The organism is Paenibacillus sp. 32352, from assembly GCF_002042965.1.
Taxonomy (GTDB): domain Bacteria; phylum Bacillota; class Bacilli; order Paenibacillales; family NBRC-103111; genus Paenibacillus_S; species Paenibacillus_S vulneris.
This window is the reverse complement of sequence record NZ_MZNT01000013.1, coordinates 84801-107719: the sequence shown is the minus strand read 5'-3', so window position 1 is coordinate 107719 and position 22919 is coordinate 84801. Positions and strand designations below refer to the sequence as shown.

The 22919-nt window shown below is 50.0% G+C and carries 15 protein-coding genes; 11 read left to right on the top strand and 4 right to left on the bottom strand.

Annotated elements, in window-relative coordinates:
* Nucleotides 1-21: 21 nt before the first annotated feature.
* Nucleotides 22-576: an OsmC family protein gene (locus B1728_RS26650; protein WP_079913461.1), complete on the top strand. Its 555-nt coding sequence runs from the start codon at nucleotides 22-24 to the stop codon at nucleotides 574-576.
* Nucleotides 577-689: 113 nt separating this feature from the next.
* On the opposite strand, the gene B1728_RS26645 is transcribed toward B1728_RS26650, so the two are convergent.
* Nucleotides 690-1127: a MarR family winged helix-turn-helix transcriptional regulator gene (locus tag B1728_RS26645; RefSeq protein WP_225948575.1), complete on the bottom strand. Its 438-nt coding sequence runs from the start codon at nucleotides 1125-1127 to the stop codon at nucleotides 690-692.
* Nucleotides 1128-1425: 298 nt separating this feature from the next.
* On the opposite strand from B1728_RS26645, the gene B1728_RS26640 reads away from it, so the two are divergent.
* From B1728_RS26640 to B1728_RS26610, 7 genes are all read left to right on the top strand, one after another.
* On the top strand, nucleotides 1426-3756 hold the full coding sequence (locus B1728_RS26640) for a helix-turn-helix domain-containing protein (RefSeq protein ID WP_079913460.1): 2331 nt from the start codon (nucleotides 1426-1428) through the stop codon (nucleotides 3754-3756).
* Nucleotides 3757-4047: 291 nt separating this feature from the next.
* A complete protein-coding gene (locus B1728_RS26635) occupies nucleotides 4048-5985 on the top strand; it encodes a chondroitinase-B domain-containing protein (protein WP_079913459.1) in 1938 nt (645 codons plus the stop codon).
* A 462-nt stretch (nucleotides 5986-6447) separates the two neighbouring features.
* Entirely contained in the window at nucleotides 6448-8097 is a 1650-nt protein-coding gene (locus B1728_RS26630) for an extracellular solute-binding protein (protein ID WP_079913458.1), read from the top strand.
* 78 nt (nucleotides 8098-8175) lie between these two features.
* The gene (locus B1728_RS26625; RefSeq protein WP_079913575.1) at nucleotides 8176-9138 is read left to right on the top strand and encodes an ABC transporter permease; all 963 of its coding nucleotides are present in this window, start codon (nucleotides 8176-8178) and stop codon (nucleotides 9136-9138) included.
* 15 nt (nucleotides 9139-9153) lie between these two features.
* Nucleotides 9154-10035, top strand: a complete 882-nt coding sequence (locus tag B1728_RS26620; RefSeq protein WP_079913457.1) for a carbohydrate ABC transporter permease — start codon at nucleotides 9154-9156, stop codon at nucleotides 10033-10035.
* 129 nt (nucleotides 10036-10164) lie between these two features.
* Nucleotides 10165-11460 carry an ABC transporter substrate-binding protein gene (locus B1728_RS26615; RefSeq protein WP_079913456.1) on the top strand — a complete coding sequence of 432 codons (1296 nt, stop codon included), beginning with the start codon at nucleotides 10165-10167 and terminating at the stop codon, nucleotides 11458-11460.
* Between the two features lie 16 nt (nucleotides 11461-11476).
* A complete protein-coding gene (locus B1728_RS26610; RefSeq protein ID WP_179136220.1) occupies nucleotides 11477-13708 on the top strand; it encodes a glycosyl hydrolase family 95 catalytic domain-containing protein in 2232 nt (743 codons plus the stop codon).
* Between the two features lie 498 nt (nucleotides 13709-14206).
* Here B1728_RS26610 and B1728_RS26600 read toward each other — a convergent pair whose 3' ends face one another.
* On the bottom strand, nucleotides 14207-14542 hold the full coding sequence (locus tag B1728_RS26600) for a DUF3221 domain-containing protein (protein ID WP_079913454.1): 336 nt from the start codon (nucleotides 14540-14542) through the stop codon (nucleotides 14207-14209).
* A 1092-nt stretch (nucleotides 14543-15634) separates the two neighbouring features.
* On the opposite strand from B1728_RS26600, the gene helD reads away from it, so the two are divergent.
* Nucleotides 15635-17989, top strand: a complete 2355-nt coding sequence (gene helD / locus B1728_RS26590) for an RNA polymerase recycling motor HelD (RefSeq protein ID WP_079913573.1) — start codon at nucleotides 15635-15637, stop codon at nucleotides 17987-17989.
* Nucleotides 17990-18121: 132 nt separating this feature from the next.
* Here the strand turns inward: helD and B1728_RS26585 are convergent, their stop codons facing one another.
* Entirely contained in the window at nucleotides 18122-19066 is a 945-nt protein-coding gene (locus tag B1728_RS26585; RefSeq protein ID WP_079913452.1) for a DUF4871 domain-containing protein, read from the bottom strand.
* 3 nt (nucleotides 19067-19069) lie between these two features.
* A complete protein-coding gene (locus tag B1728_RS26580; protein ID WP_256865524.1) occupies nucleotides 19070-19624 on the bottom strand; it encodes an RNA polymerase sigma factor in 555 nt (184 codons plus the stop codon).
* Between the two features lie 327 nt (nucleotides 19625-19951).
* On the opposite strand from B1728_RS26580, the gene B1728_RS26575 reads away from it, so the two are divergent.
* Nucleotides 19952-20866 (top strand): helix-turn-helix domain-containing protein, encoded by a 915-nt coding sequence (locus B1728_RS26575; protein ID WP_306293554.1) that lies wholly within the window; start codon nucleotides 19952-19954, stop codon nucleotides 20864-20866.
* A gap of 21 nt (nucleotides 20867-20887) precedes the next feature.
* A complete protein-coding gene (locus tag B1728_RS26570; protein WP_079913450.1) occupies nucleotides 20888-22852 on the top strand; it encodes a methyl-accepting chemotaxis protein in 1965 nt (654 codons plus the stop codon).
* Nucleotides 22853-22919 lie beyond the last annotated feature (67 nt).

The following is a 22919-nucleotide window of genomic DNA, read 5'->3' as shown; positions in this document are numbered from 1 at the left end:
TAATAAAAGGAGTGTTATTGCATGAGCACATTAAATGAATATTTGCTGGAGAAGCGTGAGGCTTCCATCGCAAGACGCGAAAAAGCCCAAAACGACCCGAATCTGGCCCCTAACCGTTTTGGAGCCAAGGTGCGTGCCAAAGGCCGCAGCGGCGTACGGGAAATCCGCATCCGCGATTTTCAGATCATCAGCGACAGCCCGCCGGATTTTGCCGGGTATGATCTCGGACCAAGCTCTCCTGAGCTTCAGCTAGGCGTATTAGGCAGCTGCTTGACTCATATCACTTTGATTCAAGCGGCTGAACGCGGCGTGAAGCTGGAGTCCCTGGAGGTTGAAGTGACGGGACAGCAGCATCCGCTGGCAGGCAAGCCGGGCTATGAGGAGATCCCTATCTACCCGCACAATATTCAGTACAAGCTGCATATTGTATCTCCCGAATCCGAAGAAACGATTGCCGAGCTTCATGAAGCGGTGGAGCGGGTGTGCCCTGTGCTGAACCTTCTTGCGAATCCGCAAATTATCGTTGGCGAGATTATCCATACGGCCCCTGAGGCCAAGCAGGAGCAGCAGGTTTAGCATCTTTGCCCTGCAGATTAAGATTAGCAAAGGGAATGCAAAATACCCCAAGGAAAGACAGCGGATAACGCCGTCGATCTTTGGGGTATTCGTCACGTCACGTAAAGCACTCCTTATTTCTTCTCTCGCTCCAGATTGGCAATCATCTTCTTGTAGCTTCCGATGAGCAGCTCCATCTCTTCCTCCGAAAACCCGGTCCACATGCCCTCCGAAATTTCCGTATAGCGGTCGATCATTTTTTGCATCATTTCTTTTCCGGCATCCGTAATTTGCAGTAACGTCGTTCTGCGGTCGTTTTCCGGAACGATGCGCTCGATGAACCCTTTTTTCACCAGCTTATTGGAAAGATTGGTCACTGCCGAGAGGGTGACGCCAAGGGATTCAGCCAGGTAGGAGCAAGTTTTCTTGCCTTCTCGGTTCACAATTTGCAGCAAGGCGTACTGGGAATCGGTCAGATCGTAGCTCCATATGATTTTAGTGAACTCATTTACATAATCCGAAGTTTGCCGGGCATATAAACGAGACAGCTCTTTTTTCTTTCCTGTCAGCAATAAGGACACCTCAGTCGAAATATAAGTCAGGCATCGAATGCCTGTCCTTATCTTAACATAACAGAGCCTGCGTCAACCATAATGGTTTGTCCCGTGATAAAGCCGGCGTCCTCACTGGCCAGAAGCCTGTAGCACGGCCGATATCCTGCTCGCAGTCTCGCACGCGGGGATATGAATATTGTTCGAAACCAAATGAAGATAAACCATGCGGTAATGCCGTTTTTTCTATATAATGAGAGAGTGACGTTTGTCCCTATTTTCAAATCAATTCGTAGAGCATCCGGGGGAGCTGGCCATAATGAAAAGAATCCGACTGAATAGCCGTAGCGTTATGACGACATGGCTGATCTCTTATATTTCCGTTTTGCTGGTCCCGATTATCATCAGCGTCATTATCTATATAGCAACCCTGCGTATTGTAGAGAATGAAGTGAACCGGTCGAACGAGCTTCTGCTGACCCAGATTGAACAAGCTATCGACAGCAAGCTCAAGAGCCTGGAACAGCTCACTTTGGAAATCGCTTACAACAAAAAGGTAACCAGCTTTATTAATGTAAGTGCGCCTCTGACGGATGACGACCACTTCCAGTTGTTTAATATCGCGGGGGATGTCCGGGTTTTTAAAATGGCTAATGATTTCATCAGTCAGCTGTACGTCTACTATAGAAACAGCAACACGGTGCTCTCCACCTATAATCGGATGAGTCTCGAAAGCTTATACTCGGTGCTGCGGCAGACGAAGGATACGAAATATGAGGAATGGGCGGACTATTTTGCCCAAAAATATATTCAAGGCTACACCCCCGTTATCAGCTGGAACGATAAAGGGGTAGAGAAATCTGTCATGTATGCGAGGACGATCCTCGGCGATTATCCGGATTCATCGGGTGCCGTCATCATGTTTATTATGAAGGACTCCAAGCTGCTGGAGACGATTCCTCCTCAAGCGAACGCACATGTGGTCATCATGGACGAGCAGAACCGGGTCGTGGCGACCAATATCGGCGAGCAGGATATCCCTTCCGGGCTGCAGTACGATAGACTTACAGGGGCAAAGGGGTTGTTGTATGAAAAAGGAGCCGACGGCCGCAAGCTGGCGCTGTCCTACACAACCTCGGATGTGACCGGGTGGAAATACGTTTCGCTTATTCCGGCAGATATTTACTCGGAGAAAATGAATTTTGTGAAGAAAGTGACGTTGTGGAGCGTGTTCTTATGCTTTCTGTTCGGCGGTATCGTAACGTATTTATTTTTGCGGCGAAATTATTTGCCCATCCGCACTCTCATTGAGAGCTTATCCCAAAAAGCAGGGGTTCCGTTCGATATCGGCTCCAATGAGTATGTGTTTTTTCAAGCGGCCATGAATAACACCTTCGCGGAAAAAGAAGAGGTATACCAGCGGCTCAAGCAGCATCATAATGCGATCCGCTCCCACTTTTTGCGGAGATTGCTGAAGGGACAGACCGACGGGGGAGTGCCGCTTTACGAATCATTGGCCGCTCATGACATGCAGCTAAGATCCGATCAGTTTGCGGTGCTGCTGTTCCACGTCGAGCATTACGGCAAGTTCAATGATGACTCGGAGCAGCCGGGAGCCGATCATAAGGCGCAGATGCTGTATTTTGTTATTACGAACGTTATCGAGGAGCTGGCGGGTGCCCATATCACGGCTTATTCCGTCGAGATGGATGATGTGCTGGCCTGCATTATGAATGTGGACGCAGCGCAGCAGGACCCGCTCCAGGAGCTCCAGCGGATTGCGGACAGCGCCAAGGCGTTTATCAAGGAGCATATTCATGCCGAATTAACGGTATCGATCAGCGGGGTGAGGCAAGAGCTGGTCGGGATTGCCCAAGCGTATCAAGAGGCGATGGAAGCGATGGAATACCGGATCGTTATGGGCAGCGGGGAGATTCTGTCTTATGAGGAATTGAAGGAAAATGAGAACGGGCAAGCACGTCGTACCTACGATTATCCGCTTCATGTCGAGCAGCAGTTCATTTATTTTATCAAAACCGGCAATGTGGCTAAAGCTCAGGAGCTCCTGGAGCAAATCTTTGAGAAAAATGTATCGGGCATCTCCATGTCCGTCCGAATGGCCCAGTGCCTCATGTTCGATTTGGTCAGCACCATGCTGAAGACGATCGACGAAGTGAATGCGAGCAGCAGGAAGGAATTTTTTGACCAAGCGGATGCGATTGACCGTCTGATGAGCTGCGAAACGATTAAGGACATGAAGACCCACCTTAACAAGGTGCTCCTTCAGGTATGCGAATCCATCAACGAGGAAAAGAAAAACCATCACAAGCATTTTGTCGAGCAGATCCAGACGTTTGTGAAGGAGCATTACAGCGAGGAGAGCTTGAACATATCGATGATAGGGGGAGCGTTCGATCTGACGCCTTCGTATGTGTCGCGGCTGTTCAAGGAATATACGGGCGAAGCTCTGTTGGATTTCATCAATAAAACCCGCCTGGAGGAAGCCAAGAAGCTATTGCTGGAGCAGAAATATACCGTCAATGAGGTGGCCGGCAAGGTCGGTTACAATGACGTTAATACGTTTTTGCGTATTTTCAAAAAGTTTGAGGGCATCACGCCCGGCAAATATACCAAAACTCCTCCGACGTAAAAAGCACTCATTGTTGTTTTGTCCGAGCCGTTCAAAAGCTGAGCTTTTGCGGCTCTCCGTTTTATATAGGTACTTTTTATGGGTCCAAGTTTGCTTTTTAACGATCATTTTACGTTTTCGAGATTTACTTTGGCGGGCAGTTGGACGTTCATAATAGAGTGAGTGCGCACTCCATTGGATACGGATGCTGAAGGAGGGATGCGGGAGGAAGAAGCAAAGGATGTTTTGATAACGCTTCCTTTTTAGAAATGCCGGTATCAAAAAAGCCTGCCAAAGGACGGTGCAAAATTGATGATCAAAAGAAGAATGTGGTCCATCTGCTTATGCTTGCTTCTATTTACAGCCCTGCTTCCCGGCATGGGGTATGCTGCGGATGCGAAATTCAGTATCGCCGCTTCCGCTGTAACCGCAAGCGCGGATGACGGCAATGTGCCGGCCAATACGGTTGACGGTAATCTGGCGACACGTTGGTCGGCAAGCGGAGACAATCAATGGATTCAATACGACCTAGGCTCCAGCAAAAAGGTCGCGTATGTCAAAATCGCCTTCCAAAGCGGGGATACGCGTACGTTCAATTTCGATATCAAAACTTCTGCGGATGGAACGACATTCACAACCGCTAAATCTAACGTAACGAGCGCTATGAACAACAGCTTGCAGACCTTCGATTTTCCGGATGTGAGCGGGGCCCGTTATGTGCGCATTATCGGCCACATGAACTCGGCCAGTGCGTGGAACAGCTACACGGAGGTTGAAATCTACGGAGAGGATTTGACAGGCTCCAATATAGTCAATGTGTCGACCTCCGCCCAATTGGTGACTGCACTTAACAATGCGACGGCAGGAACTGAGATCGTGCTGGCTAACGGCACGTACTATAACTCCAATAACACGGAGAGCCCAGTGGTTGCCGGGCGATTCGTCATTTCGGGCAAGAACGGAACCAGCAGCCAGCCGATTACGATAAGAGCGGCGAATCAAGGGCAAGCCGTCCTGTCCGGCAGCTTCCTTGTCAAAAGCTCCTCCTACATCGTCATAAAAGGCTTAAAGCTGACGAGCACCGCACTGACGCCGGGAATATCGCTGAACGCCAGCAACAACATTCGCTTGACGAACAATCTCTTCAAGCTGCAGCAAAGCGACCCCAACACTTTAGTGAAATGGGTGGAGCTTACAGGAGCCAACAGCCATCACAACATGATAGACCATAATGAATTCGGTCCGCGCAACGGCATCGGGCAGATGATCTCCGTCGATGGAGCCGGTACCCAAGTGTCTCAAAATGATACGATCGAGTATAACTATTTCCACGATTGGAGCTATATTACGGACAACGGCGGGGAAAACATTCGCGTCGGCCTATCCGGCATGTCCATGTCGGACGGCCTAGCCAAGGTGCAGTATAATCTGTTCGAAAATACGGATAACGACGACGAAGTCATCTCCGTTAAGAGCAGCCACAACACGATCCGATACAACACCGTTAAAAATTCACGAGGTCAAATCACGGCTCGTCATGGCCATGCGAACAGCTACTACGGCAATTTCATCTTGGGCGACGGCGTCAAAGCGAAGGTCGGCGGCTTCCGGATTTACGGCAACGATCACAAAATTTATAACAACTATATGTCGGGTCTAACCATGGACGCTGTTAATGTCGATAGCGGTGACTATGATGGAGGCTCCGACGGGTACAGCACCAATCCTACGAAGGATGATTTGACGAAGCATTGGAAGGTGTATCGTGCGGAAATCGTCAACAACACGATTGTTAACAGCACCAGCGGCATCAACGTCGGAATGAAGACGAGAACGCCGAACTACGCTCCGCAGGATGTGAAAATAGCCAATAATCTCATGGTTGGCATCAACGCAACGCCTATGTACAACGTCGGAACAGCTGTGAATCCAATATTCCAGAACAATATCGGTTTCGGTCAAAGCGCGAGTAACTTTAATGCCACTAGCGCACAGGTGAAAAATGCCGATCCTAATCTGGTCGATGTCAACGAAGGCATGACCTCCAGCCCGCTCATGCTGAAGAAGCTCTCCTCGGCAAGCACGCAGGCTATCAACGCTTCAGGCGGAACGTTCACTTACGTTACGGAGGATATGGACGGTGAAGCCCGTTCGGGCATCAGCGATATCGGCGCGGATGAATATTACGCCTCCAGCTCCGATGTACGCAAGCCTTTGACCGTTTCGGATGTCGGCCCTGTAACACCGTAGTGCATCTTGAACCAGGGGGAGGGGTCTCCCTCCCTTTCTTACCCTTAAAACGGTTCATTAGAACAGCAAGCTTGTTGAGATGCCCGAATCGAGAAATTTGCTATCTAAGGAAGTGGGGTATGCCTCGGAGGAGTTCACGTCCGCCTTTGAAACCTGTGAAAATACCGCAAAATATAATCCCCATTCACAGGTTTCAACAGCGGCTGGAGGGGCATATCCCACTGGAATAGAGCAGCAATATTTCAAGTTCTCCGGGGTACTCAACAACCTCGCTGTTCTTAGGAACCGTTTTTTCAACAATTGCCGAACAATACCTAAAGTACCGATCCGGAAGTATCGATTTTATCGACGATTTCACTTTTTGTAGATAGGCATTTGACCGGGGACATAGCATAATGAGGCCATGAGTGCACTCCACAGTTTCATGGATATGGTGAAAATATAGACTAGGGGGATTCTTGGATGAAGCGCAAGCATCGATCTGTAAAAAATGTCGTCGGTGTCGGATTGGCGATTAGTTTGGCCGGCGGGTTGGTTCTCGCAGGCTGCAGTAAGTCGGGAACAGATAGCGGGACAGGAAGCGGAGGGAAGGATGCGGCGAAAGGGCAAGCCGGATTAGGCAGCAGCTATCCGCTGCAAACGACGGAAGGCATCACCTCCTGGGAGAGTCTGAATAATAACGCCACCACCTTCGCACCCAACTTGGCGGATCTGCCTTTCGGCAAACAGTTGGAGAAGGAAACAGGTGTAAAGGTGAAATATATTCACCCGGCCGACAATCAAACGAAAGAACAATTCAATCTGATGATTGCATCGAATGAGCTTCCCGATACAGTGGAGTATGACTGGACCGGACGCAGCGCGGGCTCGTATCCCGGTGGCCCGGAGAAAGCTATAGCCGACAAGGTTATCGTTCCGCTGAACGATATTATCGATAAATATGCGCCGAACTTGAAGAAGAAGCTGCAGGCGGATAAAGAGCTCGACAAAATGATCAAGACGGACAGCGGCAAATACTATGTATTCCCGATGATCCGCAACCCTTCCGGTCTCGTATTCCGCGGTCCGATTATCCGCAAGGACTGGCTAGATGATCTTGGTCTGCAAATGCCAACGACCATTGATGAGTGGGAAACCGTTCTGAAGGCCTTCAAAGAGAAGAAAGGTGCCACGGCTCCATTATCCGTCACCTACGTGAACGGCAACCTGGAGATGCGCGATGCATTCATCGGCGCTTACAAAACCTCCAACTCGTTCTACCTGGACGATCAGGGCAAAGTGAAATTCGGTCCTATCGATCCGCAATATAAGGACGCGTTAGCCTTGCTGCGCAAATGGTACGCGGAAGGGCTGTTTGACAAAGATTTTGCATTGACGGACGGCAAGGCGCTGGATACCAAGATGCTAAGCGGCCAAACAGGGGCCACCGTAGGTCTGCAAAGCGGCGGCTTGGGCAAATGGCTGGATACGATGAAAGGCAAAGACCCTAAATACAATTTGGTCGCTGCCCCGTACCCATCGCTTAAAAAGGGTGAGAAGCCGTTCACCGGGCACCGTGATTTCAAATACAGCCCGGGGGCAAGCAAAGCCATCACTACCGGAGCCAAAAACCCGGAATTGGTTGCCAAATGGCTCGATTACGCCTACAGCGAAAAAGGCGGGCTGCTCTTCAACTTCGGTATCGAAGGCGACAGCTACACGATGGACAAAGGCATTCCCAAGTATACGGATAAAATTGTGAAGAACGATAAGTACAATCTTCAGCAAATGATTTCCCAATATACGAAGCCGAATGGTCCTTACGAAGCGGACGAACGCAGAAGCTGGAACTCCTACAAGCAGCAGGACGAGGCGCCGGCGATTTGGGGAGCGACCGATGCGGAGAAGCACACGATTCCATTATTCCTGACGCCAACGGCGGAGGAGAGCAAGGAGCTCGGCAAAATCATTAACGATGTCACGAATTACAAGGAAGAAATGTTCGTGAAATTCGTAGTCGGCAAAGAACCGCTCGATAATTACGATACGTATGTAGCGCAGATCAAGAAGCTTGGGATTGAGCGCGCGGTCAAAATTTATCAGGATGCCCTTGACCGTTATAACAAGCGTTAATGGAGGAAGCCAATGGGGAGATCCGGCAGGTTGGACTGCCGGTTCCCTTTTAACTACAACAAGAGAGAGGGAATGAGGATGAGCACGAAAACGCTCACGAAGCCGAATACGGTTCCCTACCCGGCAAAGAGGAACTTGGCTGTTGAATGGCTTGGAGATATTCGCAAAAATAAACTGCTGTATTTAATGCTGGCGCCTGTCATTTTGTTTTTTGCCATCTTTCATTATGTGCCGATGTATGGCGCCATCATAGCTTTTAAGGATTATTCGCCAAGGCTTGGCATTTGGGGCAGCCCATGGGCGGGACTGGAGCATTTTCAAAGCTTTTTCGGCGGGCTTTACTTTTGGCGGGTTTTGAAAAATACGATCCTGATCAGCTTGTACGAGCTGCTGTTCGGATTCCCGGCACCCATAATCCTAGCGTTGCTGCTGAATGAAGTCCGCTCCTCCTTGTTCAAAAGAACGGTACAAACCGTGACGTATATGCCGCATTTTATCTCGCTGGTTGTCGTCTGCGGGATGATCAAGGAATTCACTTCCAGTTCAGGCATTGTCAACGATGTGATCGCCTATTTCGGCGGGGAACGAATCTCGCTCTTGCTGGAGCCGGAATATTTTCGAACGCTATTCATTTCGTCCGGTATTTGGCAGCACATCGGCTGGGGAACGATCATTTATTTAGCGGCATTAACAGGCATCGACCCGGAGCAGTATGAGGCCGCCAAGATCGACGGTGCGGGCCGGTGGAAGCAAATGCTGCATATTACGCTTCCCGGTATTATGCCGACGATCGTGATCCTGATTATTCTTGATATCGGCCGACTGATGAATGTTGGTTCGGAAAAGATCATTCTGCTCTATAATCCGTCGACTTACGAAACCGCCGATGTCATCGGATCTTATGTGTACCGTATCGGTCTGCAGGAATTGAACTACAGCTTCAGCTCCGCTGTCGGCTTGTTTAACTCGATCATCAATTTCACATTGGTCATTTTTTCGAACTGGTTAAGCCGCAGGCTCAACGAGACGAGCTTATGGTAGAGGGAGGGCTGGAGTATGCCGTATCGAAAAAAGCTGGGTGAAATCGCCTTTGAGTGGAGTAACGCCGTATTTCTGACCTTGTTGATGATTACAACGATTTATCCGTTAATCTACGTCATTTTCGCTTCCTTAAGCGATCCTGGCGAATATATGGCCCACAAAGGATTTCTATTGAAGCCGCTTGGGTTTAATTGGGATGCCTATAAAATGGTGTTCGACAATCCGATGATCCTTAAAGGCTATGGAAATACGCTATTTGTTGGTATTATCGGCTTGGCTTTTAACATCTTTTTCACCTCGTTGGGGGCCTACGCGCTATCCCGCAAATGCTTGAAGTTCCGTAAGCCGATCATGCTGTTCATCGTGTTCACTATGTTTTTCAACGGCGGATTAATTCCGTTCTACTTAACGGTCAAGGGGCTGGGCATTACCAACACTTTATGGTCCTTGATTATTCCGCAGGCCATCAGCACCTTTAACCTGATCATCATGAAAACCTCCTTTGAAGCAATTCCGGACAGCTTGGAGGAATCGGCTAAAATCGATGGGGCGAACGAATTCGTCATTTTATTCCGGATCATTTTGCCGCTGTCCATGCCGGTTATTGCTGTCATGCTGCTGTATTACGGTGTAAGCCATTGGAATTCCTGGTTTAACGCGATGATTTTTTTGCGGGATCGCTCGTTGTATCCGCTGCAGCTGATTTTAAGAGAGATTTTGCTGCAAAATGAAGCGAGCAATATGGCATCCGGTTCCAGCGCAAGCGATATCGCGATGCTGTCGGAGACACTGAAGCACGCAACGATTGTCGTTGCCACCGTGCCGATCCTGCTGGTGTATCCGTTCCTGCAAAAATATTTTGTGAAAGGCGCCTTGGTCGGTGCTATTAAAGGATAATCCGGTTGCTCTCAAGCGATAGCGGGTTCCACGGCGGAGACAGGCTGTCCTGTTCGGACGGCCTTCTCCCCGATCCCACTAGAAGAGCAATGCGAATACAGGGGATGAAGAATTGGAGGGACCTTATCGATGTTACATCCATCCAGAATGTGGTTGGCGGCTATGGCGCTTGTCTTGATGGCAGGCTGCGGAGCCGGGGGAAGCTCCTCGCCCAAGGAAGAGGGCAAGGGTCAGACTGTGGTTAGCAATGAACCGGTGACGTTAAAGCTGTTCATGCGTATTGCGTATCCCGAGGACAGCATAAAAAAATATATTATAGAGCCCGTTCAGAAAAAATACCCGAACATCACGATCGAAATTATTAATAATGCCAAAGGATCGTCTATCGAGGATTTAATTGCTGCGGACAATGTGCCCGATCTCATCTTCCTCAGTACACCGTACGTCACCGATATGCGGAAGCTGGAGGTTGTTGAGGACCTCGATGCCCTCGCAAAGAAAAATAGCTTCCCATTGGATGCATTTAATAAGGAAGCAATGGATGCTATTCGCAAGGCGGGCGGCAGCAGCGACAAGTTGTATGCGCTTCCGTTCTCGACCAATTACGCAGTAACGTACTACAATAAAGATATTTTTGATAAATTCGGCATTCCTTATCCGAAGGATGGCATGACCTGGGACGATTATCTCGATTTAAGCCGCAAGCTGACAAGAGTCGTTGACGGAGTTCAGTATTCAGGCGTCAATCCGTATGCGCTGAAGGGCGGAGCGCCGATGTCTCTCAACTATATTAATCCTGCCACCAAGCAGGTGGACGTAACCTCCGAGGGCTGGGTGACGGCGTTCCGGACGATGCTTGATTTTTACTCGATTCCCGGCAATCAATATATAAAAAATTACCGCGACCTGTTCCTGAAGGAACGGACGCTGGCAACGTATATAACCTACGATAATACGCAAAATCTCGAGCAATTGGAGCGGGAAGGCAAGCCGATGAATTGGGATATGGCGACATTCCCCGTTATGAAGGATAAGCCGGGTATCGGTCATGGCATTGACTCGCACAATATAGCTATTTCCTCAACAAGTAAACATAAGGATGCAGCCTTTCAAGTGCTGATGCAGCTGACCTCCAAGGAGGCGCAGATGGAGCTGAGCAAGAACGGCAAGCTGCCGGCGATTCAGGATCCGGAGCTGCAGCAGGTGTTCGGCGAGAAAGTAAACATATTGAAAGGGAAAAACACCTCGGCTATATTTAAACTGAAGGCTGCACCGATGCGTCAGATCAATGAGAACGATGCCTTCGTGTCCAAAGAAATCGATAAAGCGTTCGATGCTTTAACGACAGGCAATACAGATATTAACACTTTGCTTCGGACAGCCAAAGAGGCGGCAGAGCAGACTATTAAGAAGGAACAGCGCTAGTTAGGAGGAGAACGGTATGAGAGTGGAAGAGGAGAAGTCGAGCCGGCTTGAGGTCAACCTGGATTGGAAAGAGTTTTTATCCCGGCATGATATGACTTGGACGACGCGTCCTATGACGTGGAATGAAGGCGCATTCATTGGGAACGGGTTAATGGGCGCCATGATGTTCGGGGAAGAGCATCGCGATAAAAGGAACGTGCTGCGCTTCGTGCTTGGACGCACGGATGTGACGGCTGCGCGCAAAAGCGGTTATAGTCCGCGCATTCCGGTCGGGGAGATCGATTTGGAATGTGTAGGCTGGGTCTACCAGCCGACGGAGATCAGGGTCGATCTATGGAACGCTGAAATTAAAGCGCGGGTGGTCACTACCGTAGGGGAGATCGGGTTGAGAGCTTTCATCCACAGCGAAAAGATGGTAATGGTCATCGAGCTGGAGACCTCCGAAGGGGAACGCGAAGCGAAGCTTCAATGGTATGCGGAGCCGGAGGTTTCCCATGTGCTGAAAAACGCGGACGGCCCCAATCTGAATCAGTACATTCCGGACATTCAAGTGAGCCGCAGCATAGTAGACGGGGTACATATCGGAGTTCAGCAGTATCCGCTGGGAGACGGCTGTACAACGGCATGGCAGGAGGTAGAAGCCGCTTTAGATCATCGGGTATGTTACTTGACGATTCAGAACGGGGTTAGCGACGCGGTCAAGCAGGATGCTGCCGATCTTGTACGCCAAACGGCGCAAGCCGATCTGGAGCAGGAGGTGCAGCAGCACCGGAGCTGGTGGCATGCATATTATCCGCAAAGCTTCGTTTCGATTCCGGATACTTTGCTGGAAGGCTTTTACTGGATTCAAATGTATAAGCTGGCTTCTGCTACCCGGAAGGAGCATTTGATCATAGACAATCAAGGGCCCTGGATGGCGCCTACCCCATGGCCGGGCGTATGGTTTAATATGAACGTTCAAATGAGCTATTCTCCGGTGTATACGTCCAACAGACTGGAGATGGGGGAGTCACTGACCCGAGCGCTGGATGCTAATTTCGATCATCTGATCGCCAACGTTCCGGAGGAGTATCGGCATGACTCCGCGGGGCTGGGCCGCAGCTGCAGCTACGATTTGAAGAGCAAGGTAGTGGACGAGACAGGCAACCTGCTCTGGATCTGCCATAACTACTGGCGTCAATACCGCCATTCCATGGATGAGTCGATGCTGAGAAACGGCTTGCTGCCGCTGTTAAAGCGCGGCGTGCAATATTTCATCCATATTCTGGAGCAGGGGGAAGACGGCAAGCTGCATCTGCCGCCGACCGTCTCACCAGAGTACGGCTCCTTCAAGAAAATGACCGTTCCCGACTGCCACTACGATCTGTCCTTGATCCGCTGGGGCTGTGAGACGCTGCTCAGCATCAACGACAGGCTGCAGCTTGAGGATCCGGCAGCGGAGCGTTGGACGTTTGTGCTGGATCACCTGACCCCATATCCAGTAGATGAGAACGGGCTTCTGCTCGGGCGCGATGCTCCGATAGAATTCGGCCATCGGCACTTCAGCCATCTGCTCGCCGTGTTCCCATTACACCAGATGACGGGGGAGCAGGAGGAGGAGCGCAAGCTGATACACAAGTCGCTTCGCTACTGGACCGGCATGGAGGGGGACATGCGCGGCTTCACGTTCACCGGGGCTGCCTCTATCGCCGCGGCGATCGGAGAGGGAGACGAAGCGCTGCAGTACATTCAAACCTTCATGCATCTGATCAAGCCGAATACGATGTACAGGGAAGCCGGGCCCGTGATGGAGTCCCCGTTAGCCTGCGCAGAGTCGATTCACGATCTGCTGCTGCAAAGCTGGGGAGATAAAATTCGCGTGTTCCCAGCGCTTCCAAGCGCATGGAAAGACGTCAGCTTCCACGATCTGCGGGCGGAAGGGGCTTTTCTCCTCAGTGCCCAGCGCAAAGAGGGACGGACAGCGTTCATCCGCGTCAAAAGCTTGGCCGGGGAGCCGTGCCGGCTGCAAACCGATTGGCTGGATACGTCGGCCATACGGGTGATGGGCGACCGGGAGGTACCGGTGAGGCTGCCGGGCGGCGGTCTCATTGAGCTGGACCTGAACCAGGGCGAGGAAGTCGTGTTATACGAAGGGGAACGCACGGACTCGTTCGTTATAGCACCGGTTCCCGCCGTGCGGAGCTTGTGCAATTATTTCGGCGCCAACAAGCCTTGGCGCCGGTATGGGATTCCTTTTCCAGTAAGTTGAATATTCTTGTAAATAATGTTGAGAAGATTATGAACTTCAGTCAGAAAATTAGTTGACAATGATTTTTTATAAATGACTATCGGTACACTCCCTTTAAAGGGAACAAAAATAGCCCATTACTAAGTAAATTGAACATTAGTCGGATTTCAATTTACTGTAATGGGCTTATTTATTGCTCCTAAGAAACTACACTACATTAGACCGAGACTCCGTGTTATCAAGACCTAAAAATAAGTTTCTTCAGCTCTGGAAGTACCCGATTCTGCAAGCAAAATAATTGCTGCTCGGATTTTCCTGGTTAATCGGTTATATCTATAGTTACCTTTTGATCCGCATTTTTAGAATCAGAGAATGTAAGAGTCCATTTATTGTTGTCATTCGAAAATGTTATATCTTTAACTAGAGGGACCTCAACATTTTGCAGTTTTGATAGAGCTTCTTTTAATACGTCTTCCTTGGTTTTGTGTGCGCCAGGAATTGCATCCATTTTGATTACGCTTATTTTTTCTGATAATCCTGCGCCGGATTTGATGTTTGTATCTGGCCTTTTAATTGTACTTCAACTAATTGTCCAGCTGTAAAGTTAGCAGCATCCTTACTTGTGATCCATATTGTTTCGTAGTCTTTATCCCGATACGGTCGTTGTGAAACGACAAGCAGGCGTGTATTTTCATTTTTTACAATATACCCTGTTATGCTCGTACTCAAGCCCTTCACCTTCTCTGAGGAACTGCAGCCTAATAGTAAAAACGAATACATAATTATTGAAAAAATAACGAAAAGTTTCGTTTGTCCTCTTCCCACAGATAGGGCATTTACAAGTAATTTGATCATGTCTCAGGTCCCTCCATTATTTAATAAAATAAAAAATAATGTTAAAAAGATAATACTGCCGAGGCAGTATTTAATAGAACGATTGATTTGAAGAGTTTCAAATGAGCACTTTTCTACCTATTTTTTTGATTTACATTTATAAGACGTTCCAAAACGAGTACATTGTTTCACTAATTTTAAAAAAATAAAAGCAAACCCGTAGGAACTTGCAAAACAAGGGTTCGATTTAGGATAACAATTTTCGGGTTTAACCATTAAGGCTGTTAAGAAGGAAAGCTTAGTATCTAAAAGCAAAAACCGTTATGCGTCCCCTTCGAGGTTAAACGAGGGAAGTGCATAACGGTTTTTTGTTTCAACCTATTAGTACAGTTCATGTTGTGGTAGAATAAGACAATCTGTAAATGATTTTGGGGGATAAAGGCAGCATGAATAGGTATGTCAAATGGTTAGCTTTTATATGTTATTACCCTTATTTTTTTATTTTTTACTGTATATCTCTTTATCTCGTTACTAGTGTGCAATTACTTGACTTTTTCCGAGAGAATAGCTCAAATGCAGAAGAGTTTTTATTTTTATTAAGACTAACAGTGGTGTTTTCGAGCATTTTATCGATAGTCGTGCTAGTATTGATTCATTTATTATGGATAAAAGCGAAAAGGGCATTTTATGTAGTCAGTATCCTTTCTTTTCTGCTATCTATCGCCGGAATCTTGGAAGTGATTAGTTGGGATTTGGGCGGACCTGTACGAATTCTGGAATCTGGTAAAGCCCATTCTGCCGATGTTCTGATAGGCCATTATTTATATTTAGAGGATTCTATAACTCCATTGGGGAAAGGGCCGGCGGTGGGCCGATTCAATGCTTACTAGCTGAAAATAAAAAAAAACGTCCTGCGACGTTAGTTTAAGCTAGTCCAAATATTGATTTCAAAAAACAGAAGTGTTACAATGGGATTCGGTCATTTCTGTTTTCACAGAAAGTAATAGTTCTCCACATTAACATTTCTAATATCATTATAGCATCCTGTTCAAGCCATGTCAAACCTATTTTTTTGTTTTGAATTCCATTCGAAAAGAGGCGATTTTTTTGAGTATGAAGGAAATCGATTGGCGCGAAGAGCAGCGGCGAGTGGACCTGGTTACAGCAAAGATCGGCAAGCGTATGGAGGAGCTGGCGGGAGAAGTCGGTGACGTGAGAACCGATGTCGTCGATATCCGCAAGCATTTTTGGGATGAAGTAACCGTGAACCTGAGCACGATGGAGGATCTGACTGAAACCTACTTCAGCTTAAAGCAGCAGGTTGAAGTGCTCACGGATCGTGAGCGGCGGCATCGTCAGGCTTCGATAGCGCTCGGGAAGCTGAAGCGTCTGATCAAGACGCCTTATTTTGGACGGATTGACTTTACAGAGGATGGCACGAGCGGAGCGGAGAAGATCTATTTGGGCATCGCTTCTTTTTCGGATGAGGATGACAATACGTTCCTCGTGTACGATTGGCGCGCTCCGGTATCGAGCCTTTACTATGATTACCCGCCCGGTCCAGCCTCGTATGAAACGCCGGCGGGCGATGTGACCGGTACGATGCATTTGAAACGACAATATGTCATTCATGACGGACAAATCAAATTAATGTTCGATACAGGCCTTACGATCGGCGATGAGCTTCTGAAGCAGGTGCTGAGCCGGAGCTCCGACGCTCAGATGAGAAGCATCGTAGCCACGATTCAAAAGGAGCAAAACCGCATTATCCGAAACGACCGCAGCCGGATGCTGATTGTGCAGGGAGCTGCGGGAAGCGGTAAAACATCCGCCGCGCTGCAGCGGGTTGCCTATTTGCTGTATAAGCATAGGGACACCTTGCAGGCCGATCAGATGGTGCTGTTTTCTCCGAACCCGATGTTCAACAGCTATGTCTCGACAGTACTTCCCGAGCTGGGAGAAGAAAACATGCAGCAGACGACGTTCCAGCAATATTTGGAGCACCGGCTTGGCAAATTGTACAATCTGGAGGATCCGTTTACCCAGCTGGAATATGTGCTGTCATCGGCGTCCGAACCGGAGTATGAGGCGAGAATCGAGGGGATTCGTTACAAATCCTCCGTTGATTTTTTGCAGGTCATATCCTATTATAAGGAAGTTCTGGAGCAGGAAGGGATGATCTTTAAGCCGATTAAGTTTCAAGGGAGAACGATCGTCTCGGCCGAACAGATGAAAGAACGATTCTATGAAATGGATCGTTCGATCCGGCTTCCGAACCGGATCGTTCTGATCCGGGATTGGCTCTTGAAAGAAGTGAGAGAATTTGAGAAGAAGGAGCGGCAGGCGGAATGGGTGGAGGATCGGATCAACCTGCTGGAGACGGAGGATTATCAGCGGGCTTATAACCAAATGCGCCGCAAGAAGAAGGATGGCGAAGAATCGTTCGACGATTACGAGGTAGAGAAGGACCTGCTTGCGCGGATGGTCGTGCAGGAGGAGCTGAAGCCGGTTCGCGGCAGAATCAAAAGGCTGAAGTTCGTCCATGTCACGTCGGTCTACCGCCAGCTATTCGAGGATGACGGATTGTTCCTGCAAGCATCCGGGGCAGCCGGCAAGCCGGCGCTGTGGGCCGAAATAGGCAAGCAGACGCTAGCCCGGATGGAGCAAGGGGAGATCGCGTATGAGGATGCGACGCCGCTCTTATATCTGAACGAGCTGATGCTGGGCTTCCAGATGAACACCTCGGTTCGCCATGTTATCGTAGACGAGGCTCAGGACTATTCGCCGTTCCAGCTGGAATTCCTGAAGCGGCTGTTTCCTCGCGCTCGCATGACGGCGCTGGGCGATATGAACCAGGCGATCTACGCTCACGCTTCGGCGCTTGGAGAGCTTGACCCGATCACGGCGCTCTACGGACCGGAGCAGACGGAGCTGATCCGATTGACCCGCAGCTACCGGTCAACTCAGGAAATCGTCGAGTTCTCCCGCGGCATGGTGCCGGGAGGCGAGGAGATCATCCCGTTCAACCGCAGCGGCGACAAGCCGCAGATTACGGTGGCGGCCGACCGAGGCAGCCTGCACGAGGCCATTACAGCCGATATCGAAGCGCTGCGCGCAGACGGCTTCGATTCGATTGCGATCATCTGCAAGACGGCGGGCGAAAGCGCCGATGTCTTCGATGCCCTGCAGGGGCGCTTGCCGCTGCAGCTTATAACGAAGCATACGCCGGAGTTTACCAAGGGCATCCATGTGCTCCCTGCGTATCTCGCTAAGGGTGTGGAGTTCGACGCCGTCCTCCTTTACGACGGCTCGAAGGAGCAGTACGCCCGCGAGAGCGAACGCAAGCTGTTCTACACCGCATGTACGCGTGCGATGCATCTGCTGCATATTTACGCGCTCGGGGAGCTTAGCCCGTTCATTACGACGCAGCCTGCTTCTACTTACGTACTGCAAAACATTCACGCTTAATGACAAAGAACCGACCGCTGCTGCGGCCGGTTTTTTTTGCTGTAAAGGCCTTCGAGCCTCACCGGAGTATATTAGCCATAGTTCAAGCTCTGTAGGCTTCTCGACAGACTCGCCCAACGTTGTGGGTTCCTCTCATTTCACGCGGACGACGATGGAGCCAAGCATTCGGTCTCCTACATAGGGAAGGAGACGCCAGAGCCCCGGCTCAGGGAGCGACATCGTAGAGACGGCGATGCGGTCGGCGCCGTTGTTCGCTCGGCCCAAGGAGGCAGCAGAAAATACATCGATAAGCTGCTCCTCCCCCTGCTTGACGGCTTTGACCGTAAAGGCTCCCTCCAGGGGCTCGCGGTTTTCCCAGAAATGCCACATATATTTTTGGCCTGCTCCCGCAATAAACCCTGGATCGATAAAACCGACTTGATGCTCGATCCCCCGCATGTCATAACTGCCGGAACGAAACATCGGGCTTACCTCCCATGATGGCTCTTGTACGGATAGGACCACATCGGCGTACGCTTGGCCGTCCAGCACCGCCGTGTAATGCCATAGCCCGCTGAAGGGAAGCCCGAAGCTCGCCGTAAACCGTTCCAGCCCGGGATAGCCGCTGCTGGGCTCCGTTATTTCGACGGGGGGCAGCACGGTCAGCTTCAGCCCCGACTTCTTATGCTCAGCGGTGATAGATAGCGTCTTCCCTTTCAGCTCATCGAATGGAGCCTTGAAGGACCAAATATATCCATACGGCTGTCCCGCTTTAAGCTCGGGGTCCGGGAATACCTCCAGGACAAGCTTCCCTTTATCGTAATAGACTTGTCGGACTTGCTCCTGGCCCGATGTGACGCCAAGGGAGGAGGCGGGTGACGGGAATGCCCCGTACTCTTTTCCGATCCAGACCAAACAGGCTAGGATGGAGACCAGCACCAAGGCGGCTCCGACGGCTCTTACACGCGATGCCGGTTTTACTCTTCTCGTTAAGGAGGCCTTTTGGATAACTTGGCTTTGAAGCTCCGGAGTAAAATGATTTTCGGCAAATGGAGAGGCCTTCATTTCCTCTGCCCAACCCGGCTTTTGATGATCCATGCTCTACTCCTCCTCTCGTTCGGCCGCTGTGGCGAGACGCTCCGATATTTTTTGCTTGGCGCGAAACACCCGCGATTTCACCGTTCCCTCTGAAATATCCAGCAGCAATGCGATTTCCCTCATGGTTAGCCCATAGTGGTAGTCCAGAATGATCGCCTCTCTGTATTTGCGCGGCAGCTCCATGACATAGCTCCACAGCCGATTCGATTCCAGTCTGTCCAGAACAACCTGCTCAGCCGAAGGGGAGGCATCCTTACGGAAAGTCAATGTATCCCGCAAAGTCACCTTCCGAATAAAGGCGCTCTTTAAATAATGAAGCGACTTATTGCGCGTAATGGTCAACAGCCAGCTCTTTACGCTGCACTCCCCGCGAAAGGAATACAGCTTGTCGTATGCGGATAAAAACACGTCCTGGGATATGTCATCGGCCGCATGGGACTGGCGTGTGAGAAAATAAGCGAAATTCCATACGTCTTCACCGTAGCTCTGCATGAGCTCTTTCAGGACCGCATTGCGGTCATAGCCCCCGGCCAAAAATTCCAAGTAGTGCCGCTCCAATAAGTATCACCTCTATAAATAAGACCCTTTATCCTAGGGATTAGTTCCCAAAAAAAACGGAGAAATGAAACTTTTTGCGGAAAAAGTTTAATCTGTTTAAGTTTCGTACGGAATATGTCGAAAGAGGAAAATCGGACTCGAAAACGCAAGTTTCACGGCATTGTTACGAGCCTGTAACCGTTTGTAAAGCGGCAAAATGACCCCCTATACTGAGGGCATGTCCATTTGTTCTTTTCTCACTTTCCCATTGGTATCATTTAACAATAGCCTGCCAATTTACGGCTTTGTTACAATGTTGGCAACAGATTACGAGCTGGGGGAGGGGAAATTATAGAAACGATCTTTCAATACGCTCCGGACGCAATGGTGATTATCGGTCTGAAGGACGGGAAGCTGTCGCAATTCGTTACAGCTAATGATTCGTTTCTTATTTTGCTAGGCTGCGACTCCATATGCGATTTGTTCCAGCTCCACCCCGGGGAAATGATTGCTCCGGAGAATGACAGCGAAATGATCAAGAAAGTGGAGAAGGCACATAAGCAAAGAACGGTTCTGACCGAAACGGTCCTTGTAAGGAAAAATCGGACGAGAATTCATGCTGAGATTCATATGAGTCTGGTTCCCGGAAGGGCCGAAACGTTTCTATTATGCGTTGTGCGGGATATCTCCGAGCGGAAGTGGATTGAGGCTCATTTGCGGCTGCCGCAGATCATCGGTTCGGGATTGCTAAGCGAGCAGCTGACGGTTGAGCGGCTTACGCAATACGTTTCCGGTACAGAGCTGTCGATCGAGCATTTCGAGGAACGCTCTCTGGTTCATTTTACCGCTTCGGAAGACATTATGAGAATTCGTAAAAAGCTGCGGGAATGTGCGAAGGAAGGGAACGTCACGGAATTTATTTTTTCTACGCTGGTCAAAAATGTAAGGCGGCGCCGCAAAGCGATCATTTGCCCTTTCTATAGGGCGGACGGGCAGTTCCGGCATTTTGCTTTCGTGCTCCTTGAGGTTCGTGATGAAGCCGCTCCTACGGTCCCTCCCGCTCTAAAGCTGCAAATGCTTATGATCGATCGGCAGATGTCTCTCTTGGAGCTGTCCCGCATGACCGGAATTTCCAAAACGACGCTCTCCAAGCTTCGCAACGGTAAAATCAACAAGCCCCATGCCTATACCAAAAGCCTGGTTGCCCGCGCTTTGGGAGTAGAAGAATCAGACATTTGGGATGATGCTTTACATACCCTTTAAAGATGGAAGGAAGACAAGCCCATGCTTGGATTGAATAATGTGAGTTTAAAGCACAAGCTGATTGCTGCGTTTGCCATTGTGCTTATCATTCCCTGTTTGTTAATTGGGATTATCGCTTATCAAACTGCTAAAAGCAGCATGCAAGGCGAACTCATGGGAGCGGCGGAAGATACGGTCGAGCTGATGAATCAGTCTGTGGAGCAATATCTCCGCATGGAAATGAGCAATGTGCAAGGCTTGGCCAAGCAGCTTTCGAGCAGTGCGATTGATGAAAAAAGCTCCCGGGCCCGCGAAGTCATCGATGCCTTCGCTTCCAACCATCCGGAGCTAGAGCTCACGGTTCTCGGGAACGAAAACGGCGCATGGATGAAATCGCCGGACCCCGGCAGTCAAAAGTACGATCCCCGGGAGCGGGATTGGTATAAAGATGCGATGAAATCCGCAGGGGCCGTTATCATATCCGATCCTTATGTGTCGGCCACTACAGGGAATATGGTAGTATCGGTTGCCATGACGCTTCCCGACAAAAAAGGGGTTATCAGCGTAAACTTAAGTCTCGACAAGCTGGCTTCCATGGTAAAAAACGCGCAAATTGGGGAGCGGGGATACGTCTACATACTGGATAAAAACAAAAAGTTTCTGATTCATCCTTCACAGAAGCCGGGTGCGGAGGCGGTGGAGGAGCATTATTCGCAGTTCTACAAGGGGGATTCGGGCAGGACCAGCTATATGCTGAACAGCCAGCAGAAGCAGGCTGCGTTCGTGACGAATCCATCAACGGGCTGGAAGCTGGTAGGAGCGATGGAATCACAGGAAACGGTGGAAAAATCGGCGGTTATTTACCAGGTTACGGCCGGTGTCGTCATAGCAGCTTTAGTGCTTGGAGGACTGCTCATCGCTGGAATCATTCGCTCCATCATCCGTCCGTTGAGGGAGCTGATGGATACGGCCGCTTCCTTGAGCCAAGGGGATCTGCGCCGGACGGTTACGGTTCGATCCCAAGATGAGATCGGCAAGCTGGGGCAAAGCTTTAATGAGATGGTGCAATCCTTGAAGACGATGATTGTCGAAATCGGAGAAACCTCGACGCAGCTGGCTGCCTCTTCCGAGGAGCTGAGCGCAAGCGCAGAGCAGAATACGAAGGCGACGGACCAAATTGCGTCCTCGGCCCAGGACATGTCGCAGGGCTCCCAGCTTCTTGTGGAACAGGTCAATGAGAGCTCCAGAGTGACAGGGGAAATGGCAGCGGACACGTCCAATATTACCGGGCTGGTACAGCATTCGTCCGCCCGTGCGGAAGAGGCCCGAAGCTATTCGGATGAAGGGGCCGTCGTATTGGGGACGGTGATCCGTCAAATGAATGTGATCGGTGCCAATGTCGATCAGCTGGAAGCTATCGTGAAAGAGCAGGCCAGCCGCTCGGAGGATATTAACCGGATGATCCTGCAGATTACCGAGATCGCCAATCAGATCAACCTGCTGTCGCTTAATGCTTCTATCGAAGCGGCCCGGGCAGGAGAGCATGGCAAGGGCTTTGCCGTCGTTGCCGGCGAAGTCAAGAAGCTTGCGGAGCAGACTGCGCGGTCGTCGAGCGAGATTAATAACCTGACCGGAGAAATCCAGACGCAGTCGAACCAGGCGCTGCATTCGATGATTGAGGCATCACGGGAAGTGGCCGCAGGCAAGGAGGTCGTGGATCGTATGGGGCAGCTGTTCGAAGAGATTAAAGGGAAAATCACCGAGGTCTCTGACCAGATGCAGATCGCTTCGGCCTCCTCCCGGAACGCAGCCCTTGGAACGCATAAGGTAAGTGAAACGATGAATACGGTGCAGCAGGTTACCGAGACGGCTGCTGAGCATACGGAGCAGATTTCCGCCGCGGCCGAGGAGCAGATGGCCTCCATGCAGGAAATATCCGCTTCTGCGCAAGCCTTGTCTTCGATGGCGGAAGAGCTGCAGACGAAGATTGAGCGATTTAAATGTTGATTTTATTTTGTCCATGAAAATGATAATATGGTACATAGAACATGAAGGCGGCGTTCCGGGGGAACGT

Bases quoted from the DNA above. Each gene is read 5' to 3' on its own strand.
- B1728_RS26650 (WP_079913461.1), top strand. From the start codon at position 22: ATGAGCACATTAAATGAATATTTGCTGGAGAAGCGTGAGGCTTCCATC.
- B1728_RS26640 (WP_079913460.1), top strand. From the start codon at position 1,426: ATGAAAAGAATCCGACTGAATAGCCGTAGCGTTATGACGACATGGCTG.
- B1728_RS26635 (WP_079913459.1), top strand. From the start codon at position 4,048: ATGATCAAAAGAAGAATGTGGTCCATCTGCTTATGCTTGCTTCTATTT.
- B1728_RS26630 (WP_079913458.1), top strand. From the start codon at position 6,448: ATGAAGCGCAAGCATCGATCTGTAAAAAATGTCGTCGGTGTCGGATTG.
- B1728_RS26625 (WP_079913575.1), top strand. From the start codon at position 8,176: ATGAGCACGAAAACGCTCACGAAGCCGAATACGGTTCCCTACCCGGCA.
- B1728_RS26620 (WP_079913457.1), top strand. From the start codon at position 9,154: ATGCCGTATCGAAAAAAGCTGGGTGAAATCGCCTTTGAGTGGAGTAAC.
- B1728_RS26615 (WP_079913456.1), top strand. From the start codon at position 10,165: ATGTTACATCCATCCAGAATGTGGTTGGCGGCTATGGCGCTTGTCTTG.
- B1728_RS26610 (WP_179136220.1), top strand. From the start codon at position 11,477: ATGAGAGTGGAAGAGGAGAAGTCGAGCCGGCTTGAGGTCAACCTGGAT.
- B1728_RS26600 (WP_079913454.1), bottom strand. From the start codon at position 14,542: ATGATCAAATTACTTGTAAATGCCCTATCTGTGGGAAGAGGACAAACG.
- helD (WP_079913573.1), top strand. From the start codon at position 15,635: ATGAAGGAAATCGATTGGCGCGAAGAGCAGCGGCGAGTGGACCTGGTT.
- B1728_RS26585 (WP_079913452.1), bottom strand. From the start codon at position 19,066: ATGGATCATCAAAAGCCGGGTTGGGCAGAGGAAATGAAGGCCTCTCCA.
- B1728_RS26570 (WP_079913450.1), top strand. From the start codon at position 20,888: ATGCTTGGATTGAATAATGTGAGTTTAAAGCACAAGCTGATTGCTGCG.